Here is an 11,190-nt window from a genome sequence, read left to right on the forward strand (position 1 = left end):
CAATAATGAAAAAATTATGCCAAGAAAAAACCAACACGGCTCAACAAGACAAGTACTTGTTTCAGCGTTTTTTGTTGGTTAAAGTGAAAAGACATTGGCGTAAAAAGGCTAAAACAATGCTTCTGGAAGGAATCGAGACCTTATTGGTTTTAAGCAAAACGAAAACAATGAGCCGTGCTGGAAGTCATTTATACATCAGTCAATCAGCCGTAAGTAAACGTATTGCTAATCTTGAAAGAAAACTCGGTAAGAAGTTAATTCTTCCGGATGGAAGAAACATACAATTAACACGAGATGCACAAAACCTAATAGAAAGTATTGGCCCCACATTTAATGAGCTCAGAGGGTTGATAAATGAGCAGCAGCTAATCGAACAACACAGTACTCTCAAATTCGATTGCTCAGAAACATTAGTTTCAGGATTGCTGACAAATGTGTTTAGAGTACTATTCTCTCGTGACCCAAACTTTAAAATATCAACCAATCATACCCCGAGAATTGTTGAAAATGTAAAATCAGGGCGAGCCCATGTTGGTGTGTGCGCTGGGTACCTTCCTCCTCAACATGGGCTGATGACATTTCACCTCTTCGATGAACCGTCCATACTTATCTCGGATCAAAAACTGACCAAGCTACCGAGTAAAATTATCACCAATGACCTCTCGAATCCCGCTTACAGCTACCAGCTCAATAAACTCACAACACTTGGTATAGTGCCAATTATGGAAATGGACTCCTACATTGCATCTGCAAAACTCGCACTGGCTGGTGTCGCACCAGCACTCGTCCCTGTCTCTATTATAAATGTGTTAAAGATAGATCCATCGTTTTGTTTTTATTTTAAGCCACTAAAATCTCTGGCAAGGCCTCTACACATCTGTTTACGACATTCTTCTTATAAAAACGGGCGGATAAAAACCTTGGCTGATTATATTACTGACTCAGTGAAAAGTGACAGTGACAACACCATCAAGTTAATCCGAGCCATTACCGTTTCAACCTAACAGTGCATAAAAATAGTCTTGGTGCTGCTGCCAAAGTAACTTTGATGCCATAAGCATCGACATGACGATGACCAAAGGTCTAATCCATTTTTGCCCTTTTGTGACCACAACCCTAGCACCCAACCTTGCTCCGATGACACCTCCTAAAGCCATAACAAGCCCCAATTCCCAAATCGGGAGCCCTGCGATGATAAAGAATAATAAAGCACCAATGTTGGAGGTAAAATTCAGAACCTTAGTTTTCGCCGTTGCCTCAACGAGAGAAAGATTAGCGAAAACAACAAAACAAACAGTAAAAATAGACCCCGTGCCCGGCCCAAAAAAACCGTCATAGAAACCAACGCCACCACCAACAAGAAAAGCAAACAGCGTTTCTGACAACCTTGCTTTACCTTCGTGCTGTCTCGTTTTTGGCATCAGTAAAAAATAGAGGGAAATAACGACCAATAAAATAGGGATTAAGCTAGTCAATAAATTCGCGTCAATATACTGAACAACCTCTGCCCCTGCTGCTGAACCCAAAAAAGTACAGAATATGGCAAGACGCATTTCCTTTAAATTTACAATTCCTTTGCGAACAAAATACCAACTAGCTGAGAAGCTCCCGAACGCGCTTTGTAATTTATTTGTCGCAAGAGCTTGTGTTGGTGGAACGCCTGCGGCTAAAAGTGCAGGCAGCGTCAACATACCTCCTCCACCTGCCATTGCATCAATAAAGCTGGCGGCAATAGCAACAAAAAATAGCATACTTAATAATTCAAACGACAGTTCCATAGTGTTTCTTATAAAAGTTAACTCCGTGAGACAAAGTTAACACTTTAGAACACAACTTATTAACGAAAGATTAGATTAGGTTCTATTCCTAATTTTCATCAATAAAAAACTGCCCGGCAAAGCGGGCAGTTCTTCATAAGTAGAGTGACACTTTCTATTCTAGTGCTTGATTATCTTAGCGTGTAGCTCTTGAACCGAGTTTACCGTCGCACAAGCATTCGCTGCATGGGACATACACGTCGCAAAAGCAGCATTGAGTGTTGTGGTATAGTTCACTTTTTCAGCGAGTGCTCCACGACGAAGTACCTTTGAGTCCTCAATCGCTTGTCTGCCAGCTGCGGTATTAATGATATAGGTATATTCATTATTCTTGATTCGATCGAGAATATGAGGTCGACCTTCATGAACTTTATTCACTAAACGAGGATTTATTCCCGCCTCGCCTAGAATAATCGCTGTTCCGTGGGTCGCATCAAGTTGATAACCCAACTTGGTTAGCTTTGAAGCAAGGTCGACAACTCGTTGCTTGTCGCCCTCACGTACAGATAAGAGCGCTCTCCCACCTTCAGGATAAACCTTACCGCAACCCAGCTCAGCTTTTGCATACGCCTCTGCAAATGTATTCCCAACCCCCATAACTTCACCCGTAGAACGCATCTCAGGTCCTAATAAGGGATCAACCCCTGGGAATTTATTGAATGGTAGAACGACTTCTTTGACAGAATAGTACGGAGGAATAATCTCTTTGGTAAATCCTTGTTCATCGAGAGATTGCCCTGCCATTACTCGCGCGGCAATTTTCGCAAGTGGTGCGCCCGTCGCTTTCGACACGAAAGGCACTGTTCGAGCAGCCCTAGGGTTAACTTCAATCAGATACACTTCATTATCTTTAACCGCAAACTGGGTATTCATGAGCCCACGAACACCTAGTTCAAACGCAAGCTTTTCAACTTGTCCGCGCATTTTATCCTGAATTTCTTGACTCAATGTGTAGGCTGGCAACGAACATGCAGAATCTCCAGAGTGAACACCAGCCTGCTCTATGTGCTCCATGATGCCACCAATGACAACTTGTTCCCCATCACAGATAGCATCGATATCTACTTCTGTCGCATCATCCAAGAAGCGGTCAAGTAGGACGGGAGACTCGTTGGAAACGCTTACCGCCTCATTAAAATAACGGCGTAAGTCTTGCTCATCGTAAACGATTTCCATCGCTCGGCCACCCAAAACATAAGACGGTCTTACGACTAAAGGAAAACCGATTTCCCGAGATTTATCAATAGCCTGCTCCATCGTTGTTACCGTAGCATTCTGAGGCTGCAATAGACCAAGTCGCTCAACCGCAGCTTGGAAACGCTCTCGGTCTTCTGCTCTATCGATAGCATCTGGGCTTGTTCCGATAATAGGCACACCAGCAGCTTCAAGCGCACGCGCCAATTTTAATGGCGTTTGCCCACCGTACTGCACTATGACGCCCTTAGGCTGTTCAACTCTCGCTATCGCTAAAACATCTTCAAGCGTCACTGGTTCAAAATACAAACGGTCAGAGGTATCATAATCAGTAGAGACTGTTTCAGGGTTACAATTGACCATAATCGTCTCGTAACCATCTTCTCTTAGTGCTAACGATGCGTGGACACAGCAATAGTCGAACTCAATACCTTGCCCAATTCGGTTAGGCCCGCCACCAAGAACCATGATTTTTTCTTTATCTGTCGGGTTGGCTTCACACTCTTCATCGTATGAAGAATACATGTAAGCCGTATCTGATGAAAACTCAGCCGCACATGTGTCAACACGCTTATACACTGGATGAATATCGTACTGATCTCTGAGGCGACGAATCTCACTCTCAGCAACACCAAGTAATTTAGATAGGCGAGCATCAGAAAAGCCTTTACGCTTCATCTGACGAAGTACTACTTTGCTTAGCCCAGCAAAACCACCCACCTTAACTTGCTCTTCTAATCGAACTAAGTCCTCTATTTGAACCAAGAACCAGCGGTCAATTTGGGTAAGATTGAAAACCCCATCCACAGACATCCCTGCTCTGAATGCATCTGCGATATACCAAATACGTTCAGCGCCTGCTTCTTTCAATTCATGACGAATCTTTGTCAATGCATCGGGAGCATCTAAATCAACCATTTCGTCAAAACCAGTCGCACCAACTTCTAAACCGCGTAACGCCTTATGCAAGGACTCCTGTTGATTTCGGCCGATGGCCATTACTTCACCCACGGATTTCATTTGAGTTGTTAGGCGATCATTCGCTCCTGCAAATTTCTCAAAGTTAAAACGAGGTATTTTAGTGACGACATAATCAATCGTTGGTTCAAATGAAGCCGGTGTTTTACCGCCAGTAATATCATTTTGTAGCTCATCAAGAGTAAAACCAACGGCCAATTTAGCTGCAATTTTTGCGATAGGAAAACCCGTAGCTTTCGAGGCTAAAGCAGACGAGCGCGATACACGGGGGTTCATTTCAATGATCACCATGCGACCATCTTTCGGGTTAATACCAAATTGAACGTTGGAGCCACCCGTTTCTACACCGATTTCACGTAACACTGCGAGAGAAGCATTCCTCATCAGTTGATATTCTTTATCAGTCAGCGTTTGAGCAGGAGCAACCGTAATTGAGTCTCCAGTGTGAATTCCCATAGGGTCGAAATTCTCAATCGAACACACGATAATACAGTTATCTGCTTTATCACGTACCACTTCCATTTCATATTCTTTCCAACCAATGAGGGACTCATCGATTAATAATTCATTGGTAGGAGATAGATCTAATCCACGACGACAAATTTCTTCAAACTCTTCTTTATTGTACGCAATGCCTCCCCCTGTACCTCCCATTGTAAATGAAGGTCGGATGATGCAAGGGAAACCAACCATATCAAGAACCCGGTAAGCTTCTTCCATGGTCTTAGCGGTATCCGCTCTTGGGCACTCGAGTCCTATCGATTTCATCGCTTTATCAAATCGAGAGCGATCTTCCGCTTTGTCAATAGCATCTGCAGTGGCCCCGATCATTTCGACGTTGAATTCTTTAAGTACACCATACTTTTCGAGATCCAAGGCACAGTTCAGAGCCGTTTGACCTCCCATTGTTGGCAATACAGCGTCGGGGCGCTCTTTTTCAATAATTTTTCGAACAACTTCCCATTGAATCGGCTCGATGTAAGTGGCATCAGCCATGTCTGGGTCTGTCATAATTGTGGCTGGATTCGAGTTAACCAGAATAACTTTGTAGCCTTCTTCTCGCAGTGCTTTACACGCCTGTGCACCTGAATAGTCAAATTCACACGCCTGACCAATAACAATTGGGCCTGCGCCTAGGATGAGAATACTTTTTAAGTCATTACGTTTTGGCATTCTGTACTACTCCGGTTTAAGCACTGTGTTGTTTGATGAGTTCAATGAAATGATCGAAAAGTGGCGCTGCATCATGAGGTCCTGGGCTAGCCTCAGGATGTCCTTGGAAGCTAAACGCTGGCTTATCTGTGCGCTCAATACCTTGTAAAGAACCGTCGAATAAAGACACATGAGTTGCTCTGAGGTTTTCAGGAAGTGTGGCTTCATCCGCAGCAAACCCATGATTCTGCGAAGTAATCATCACAACGTTTCTATCAATGTCTTTGACGGGATGATTAGCTCCATGATGACCAAACTTCATTTTCACTGTTTTAGCGCCAGAGGCGAGTGCAAGAATCTGGTGACCTAGACAAATACCAAAAATAGGTATTCCTCTTTGTAAGAACGTCTTGGTCGCTTCAATTGCATAGGTACAAGGCTCAGGATCACCAGGTCCATTTGATAAGAAGATACCATCTGGATTCAACGCCAATACCTCTTCGACAGGAGTCTGCGCAGGTACGACGGTCAAGCGGCATCCTCTATCGACCAACATTCGTAAGATATTTCTCTTGGCACCGAAATCGTAGGCGACAACATGATAGGGTAAGTCTTTATCATCCTTCGCTTCTGGAAGACCACCTTCAAGCGTCCACGAACCCTGTTTCCACTGATACGTTTCTTTTGTTGTAACTTCTTTCGCAAGATCCATACCTTTTAATCCAGGGAACTCTTTTGCTTTGGCTAATGCCAATGCTTCGTCTAATGAGTGGCCAGCCACAATACACCCGCTTTGCGCGCCTTTTTCACGCAGAACGCGAGTAAGCTTGCGAGTATCAATTTCAGCAATGCCAACAATATTTTGAGATTTCAGGTAGTCAGAGAGTGAGAGTTGGTTTCGAAAGTTGGAAGCAATAAGAGGGAGATCGCGAATTATAAGGCCTTGGGCATGAATTAATGAGGATTCTTCGTCTTCGTTATTAGTGCCAGTATTGCCAATGTGGGGATAAGTAAGTGTGACGATCTGTTTGGAGTAGGAAGGGTCAGTAAGGATTTCTTGATACCCCATCATCGAAGTATTAAAAACAACTTCACCAACGGAAATGCCATCTGCTCCAATGGAAATACCGTGGAACACTGTCCCATCTTCTAGGACTAACAGTGCTGCTTTACTCAAGACAACCTCCAGAATAAAAATGCAATAATTATAAATTAATTCTCAAAATGCCCATAAAACAAGCAAACGTAATAATTGCTGAGTAATTTAAGACAAATTGGCAGCATTTTAATGACGCTCATTCTTTATGTCAACAACACCGATAAATTTAATTGAAAATTAATGCCTCTTGAGCAGAATTGTCACTTAAAGACTAGAAAGAAACAATAAAAAACGCTTTTTCATAAGAAAAAACTTAAATTAATTTTTATCGTTTGTTTTGACACATTATAAAATGAGAAATATTTAAAACCAAAAAAAGCAAACGTTAAACCACATAAAATACATCAACTTTAGAAGGCCAGGAACAAAAAACATAATAAAACACTCAAAAACACAAGACTTAAAGCTAAAAAAGATCAGTACCATGTTCCTGAGAATAAAAAAACGCCAGCAACTGCTGGCGAATAATTATTTACATTTACTAAAGGGAGAATCGATGCTAAAGATCGTTTAGACTTAGTACATCAACCATAGTGTAAAATCCGGGAGATTTATCCTTCAGCCATACTGCGGCTCTGACTGCACCATTGGCAAATGTCATTCTATCGGTTGCTTTATGGGTGATCTCGACCTTTTCACCGATATCAGCAAATAATGCAGTGTGCTCACCAATTGTGTCGCCTGCGCGAATAGTGGCAAAACCAATTTCGTCTTTTGTTCTCTCTCCAGTGATCCCTTCTCGAGCATAAACAGCAACGTCATTAAGACTATTACCCATCGCTGACGCAATCGCTTCACCCATACCAATTGCAGTACCAGAAGGAGCATCGACTTTGTGCCTATGGTGAGCTTCTATAATTTCAATATCGCTATAGTGCCCCATGACTTTTGCCGCTTTCTCAAGCAATTTAAATACAAGATTGACACCAACGGAGTAATTTGGAGCCATTACAATAGGGACATCCTTTGCAGAACGCTCAATAACCATACGTTCTTCATCGGAGAAACCTGTGGTGCCAATAACAATACACTTATTGTGTTTCTGGCAGAGCTTTATATTTTCGAGGGTGCTTGAAGGAGAAGTAAAATCCAGAATGACATCGAAGTCATTAACATTTTTTGATAAATCATCGACTACGACGACGTCAAGCTTACCTTCACCACATAGCTCGCCCAAATCAACCCCAATTAAAGAGGATTCTGGACGCTCGGAACCTGCTGAAACATAGGCATTAGGATTACTATATGTCGCCCTAACTAAATTACGCCCCATTCGACCAGCAGCTCCCGCAATTGCAATTCTTACCATTGCTTATTCTCCGTTCTTCAAGACCAAGTTCACAATTTTATACTTAGCCGATCAAGATTAACATTGACGATACATCAAGTGAACTCTTTAATAACACGTTCCAAAATTGGTTGGTTGGCTGCAGGGAATGGATAATCGGACAGTGATTTGACACTCACCCATTGTCCTTGTTGTCCTTCACGACCAAAAGGCGTGCCACTAAACTCCGTCACCAACATGAAATCAAATGTCAGAGCCTTATCTTCGTAATCAAAGTCTAAATGCTGATAGGGGGTCAAAGTCATACTTTGAATACCTATCTCTTCATTGAGTTCACGAGTTAAAGCTTGTTCAATACTTTCATTCGTTTCAACTTTTCCACCAGGAAACTCCCATAGGCCTCCTTGATGTTGCTTTGCCATACGCTTAGTAATAAAAATTTCAGATTTATCCGTATTAAATATTACACCTGCGACGATATGGACTCTTTTCATACACAGCTCTCATTCAATTGGTTCAAAAAAAGAGCCGCCTAAGCGACTCTTCATATAAGAAAGTTAAAATTGATCAGCTAATCTGACCATGACACTGTTTGTATTTCTTACCACTTCCACAAGGGCATGGCTCATTACGCCCAACTTTACGCTCTTCTCTCACTAAAGGTTGGTGGTCGCCAGCAGAATCTTCGTCAATTGAAGAAGCATGCTGAGCTTGCGCTCTCTTCGCTGCAGCTTCGGCCTGAGCTTGACGTTGGGCTTCCATACGCTCCACTTCTTCTTGTTGTTGCACTTTGACTTTCGATAATAATGTAACAACATCACTTTTCAGCGAATCAAGCAACCCTTCGAAAAGTTCAAAAGATTCACGTTTGTATTCTTGTTTAGGGTTTTTCTGTGCATAGCCGCGCAAATGAATTCCTTGGCGCAGATGATCCATTGCAGCCAAGTGCTCTTTCCAGAGGGTATCGAGAGTTTGCAGCATTACAGACTTTTCGAAATTTCTTAATACCTCAGGACCGACAATCTGCTCTTTCTCTCGGTATGCATCGACTGCAAGCGCCAAAATTTTCTCGCGTAACGCTTCTTCATACAGTTTATCATCAGCATCTAACCAAGCTTGGATAGGAGCCTCTAGATCAAAGTCGGCTTTCAGGCGTTCCTGAAGTCCTCTAGTATCCCACATATCCTCAAGGGACTGAGGTGGAATATATTCATCAATCACAGCAGCCAAAACATCTTCTCGGTTCTGCTCAATCATGGCACTGATGTCTTCAATGCTCATCAATTCATCACGAAGCTCGTATACAACTTTACGCTGATCATTCGCTACATCATCGTACTCTAAAAGCTGCTTACGAATATCAAAGTTCCGTCCTTCAACTTTTCTCTGTGCTTTTTCGATAGAGCGAGATAGCATTTTAGATTCGATGGCTTCACCAGCTTCCATACTACCTTGAATCAAACTCGCCATACGATCCGAGGTAAAAATTCGTAGTAAAGAATCTTCCATAGACAGGTAGAAACGTGAAGAACCTGCATCACCTTGACGTCCTGAACGACCACGTAGCTGATTATCAATTCGACGTGATTCATGCCGCTCTGTGCCGATAATGTGTAAGCCCCCTGCTTTAAGAACACTATCATGAACCTGCTTCCATTCAGACTTGATTGCTTCAATTTGATCATCAGAAGGGTTTTTAAGTGCATCGACTTTAGCCTGCCAACTGCCACCCAATACGATGTCTGTACCTCGTCCAGCCATGTTGGTTGCTATAGTAACAGCACCAGGAGTACCAGCCTCTGCAACTATTTCAGCTTCTCGCTCATGAAATTTGGCATTCAGGACATTATGTTTAATATTGGCATTTTTTAGTGCTTTCGATAGCAACTCTGATTTTTCGATGGATATAGTACCCACCAAACTCGGCTGCCCTTTCTCGACACGCTGTTTAATATCTTCAATAATAGCATTGAACTTTTCTTCTTCAGTTCGATACACAACATCTGGCATGTCGTTACGAATCATAGGTTTATTCGTTGGTATTACAACCGTTTCTAAACCATAGATAGACTGAAACTCAAAAGCCTCTGTATCGGCAGTTCCCGTCATACCGGACAATTTTTCGTACAGTCGGAAGAAGTTCTGGAACGTAATCGATGCAAGTGTTTGGTTTTCATTTTGAATATTTACACCTTCTTTAGCTTCAACGGCTTGGTGTAAACCTTCTGACCAGCGACGACCAGGCATTGTACGTCCTGTATGCTCGTCGACAATAACAACCTCACCTTCTTCATTGACGATGTAGTCAACATTTTTTTCAAATAAAACATGGGCTCGAAGGGCAGCATTAACATGGTGCAGTAAGCTAATGTTGGCTGGTGAATACAAGGTGTCGCCTTCATCCATCAGACCATTTTTGATCATTAACTCTTCGACAAACTCTTGTCCATTTTCCGTCAGATGCACCTGTTTGGACTTTTCATCAAGGGTATAGTGGCCGTCACCACGATACTCTTCAGAGTCTTCTTTATCTTGTCGTTGTAAATTAGGTATCAACTTATCAATGCGAGTGTATAGCTCAGAGCTATCTTCAGCAGGTCCAGAAATAATCAGAGGAGTTCTTGCTTCATCAATTAGAATCGAGTCAACTTCATCTACAACAGCAAAAAAGCGTGCTCTTTGGACTCTATCTTCCTGACGGAACGCCATATTGTCTCTTAAATAATCGAAACCAAACTCGTTGTTTGTTCCATATAGTATGTCGGCCAAGTAAGCCTGTTTTTTCTCTGGTGGCGACATGTTAGGAACATTGACACCAACGGTCATACCTAAGAATTCAAATAAGGGGCGGTTAGTCTCAGCATCACGTTTTGCAAGATAGTCGTTGACAGTGACAACATGAACACCTTTTCCAACTAAAGCATTCAGATAGGCTGGTAATGTGGCTGTAAGCGTTTTACCCTCACCTGTTCTCATCTCAGCGATTTGGCCGGCATTGAGTACCATTCCACCGATCAACTGAACATCAAAATGACGCATGCCATATAAACGTTTTGAAGCCTCTCGCACAGTGGCAAAAGCTTCTGGCAACAGCTGTTCTAAAGTTTCTCCTTGCTCTAAACGCTGACGAAACTCACTAGTTTTTGCTTTTAATTCTTCGTCGGAAAGTGTTTCAAAGACTGGTTCGTAATTATTGATTTCTTTAACAATTTTTTTAAGGTTGCGTAGTGTTCGATCGTTGCGACTACCAATTACCTTTGTCAGTAGCTTAGTTATCATTTGCTATGAATCTCTCTTTCTTTAGATCGGGCCCGATCTACTTTAAATGCCTTCAGTCTCTACCAGTTTTGAACTAAGAATACTGAGATTTAACTCGTGCTCTATATATTGTCATTAAACGTTGATTTTTCAAGGCATAGAAGACGATAAGTGCGCGATAGTGTATGAAATTTTATCAAGTGCAGCCAATGATTCCTTTATTTGTTTGACCTATGGTTCTTTTCACTTTGGAGTGACCAACAATTTTATCGCTATCAGCTTAAACAGACTTAACTCTCAGCTACCTTGCAATACGACCTTATCATAAATTAGACATAAAAAAG

General features: G+C 42.2%; 7 protein-coding genes. 1 reads left to right on the top strand and 6 read right to left on the bottom strand.

The genetic code is table 11. The annotated features are described in order from the left end of the window. Nucleotides 1-116 precede the first annotated feature (116 nt). Nucleotides 117-1,004, top strand: coding sequence for a LysR family transcriptional regulator (locus RH40_RS15545; RefSeq protein ID WP_050790458.1), 888 nt, complete (start codon nt 117-119; stop codon nt 1,002-1,004). Here RH40_RS15545 and RH40_RS15550 read toward each other — a convergent pair. The 6 genes from RH40_RS15550 to secA all read right to left on the bottom strand — a co-directional run bounded on the left by RH40_RS15550 (nt 996) and on the right by secA (nt 10,867). Beyond that, nucleotides 996-1,778 carry a TSUP family transporter gene (locus RH40_RS15550; protein ID WP_009602579.1) on the bottom strand — a complete coding sequence of 261 codons (783 nt, stop codon included), beginning with the start codon at nt 1,776-1,778 and terminating at the stop codon, nt 996-998. The genes RH40_RS15545 and RH40_RS15550 overlap by 9 nt on opposite strands. Nucleotides 1,779-1,937: 159 nt before the next feature. After that, nucleotides 1,938-5,162, bottom strand: a complete 3,225-nt coding sequence (carB, locus tag RH40_RS15555) for a carbamoyl-phosphate synthase large subunit (RefSeq protein WP_009602580.1) — start codon at nt 5,160-5,162, stop codon at nt 1,938-1,940. 16 nt (nt 5,163-5,178) lie between these two features. After that, complete coding sequence (carA, locus tag RH40_RS15560) at nt 5,179-6,318, bottom strand: glutamine-hydrolyzing carbamoyl-phosphate synthase small subunit (RefSeq protein WP_009602581.1); 1,140 nt, start codon at nt 6,316-6,318, stop codon at nt 5,179-5,181. 481 nt (nt 6,319-6,799) lie between these two features. Next, entirely contained in the window at nt 6,800-7,609 is an 810-nt protein-coding gene (dapB, locus tag RH40_RS15565) for a 4-hydroxy-tetrahydrodipicolinate reductase (RefSeq protein WP_009602582.1), read from the bottom strand. 74 nt (nt 7,610-7,683) lie between these two features. Next, entirely contained in the window at nt 7,684-8,082 is a 399-nt protein-coding gene (gene mutT, locus RH40_RS15570; protein WP_009602583.1) for an 8-oxo-dGTP diphosphatase MutT, read from the bottom strand. A 73-nt stretch (nt 8,083-8,155) separates the two neighbouring features. Continuing rightward, the gene (secA, locus tag RH40_RS15575; protein WP_009602584.1) at nt 8,156-10,867 is read right to left on the bottom strand and encodes a preprotein translocase subunit SecA; all 2,712 of its coding nucleotides are present in this window, start codon (nt 10,865-10,867) and stop codon (nt 8,156-8,158) included. Nucleotides 10,868-11,190: the final 323 nt, after the last annotated feature.

The sequence above is a fragment of the Vibrio caribbeanicus ATCC BAA-2122 genome (genome assembly GCF_000165125.1).
GTDB classification, from domain to species: domain Bacteria; phylum Pseudomonadota; class Gammaproteobacteria; order Enterobacterales; family Vibrionaceae; genus Vibrio; species Vibrio caribbeanicus.

What these genes read in the sequence shown, in the direction of transcription:
- RH40_RS15545 (WP_050790458.1), top strand. Translation starts at nt 117, where the DNA reads ATGCTTCTGGAAGGAATCGAGACCTTATTGGTTTTAAGCAAAACGAAA.
- RH40_RS15550 (WP_009602579.1), bottom strand. Translation starts at nt 1,778, where the DNA reads ATGGAACTGTCGTTTGAATTATTAAGTATGCTATTTTTTGTTGCTATT.
- carB (WP_009602580.1), bottom strand. Translation starts at nt 5,162, where the DNA reads ATGCCAAAACGTAATGACTTAAAAAGTATTCTCATCCTAGGCGCAGGC.
- dapB (WP_009602582.1), bottom strand. Translation starts at nt 7,609, where the DNA reads ATGGTAAGAATTGCAATTGCGGGAGCTGCTGGTCGAATGGGGCGTAAT.
- mutT (WP_009602583.1), bottom strand. Translation starts at nt 8,082, where the DNA reads ATGAAAAGAGTCCATATCGTCGCAGGTGTAATATTTAATACGGATAAA.
- secA (WP_009602584.1), bottom strand. Translation starts at nt 10,867, where the DNA reads ATGATAACTAAGCTACTGACAAAGGTAATTGGTAGTCGCAACGATCGA.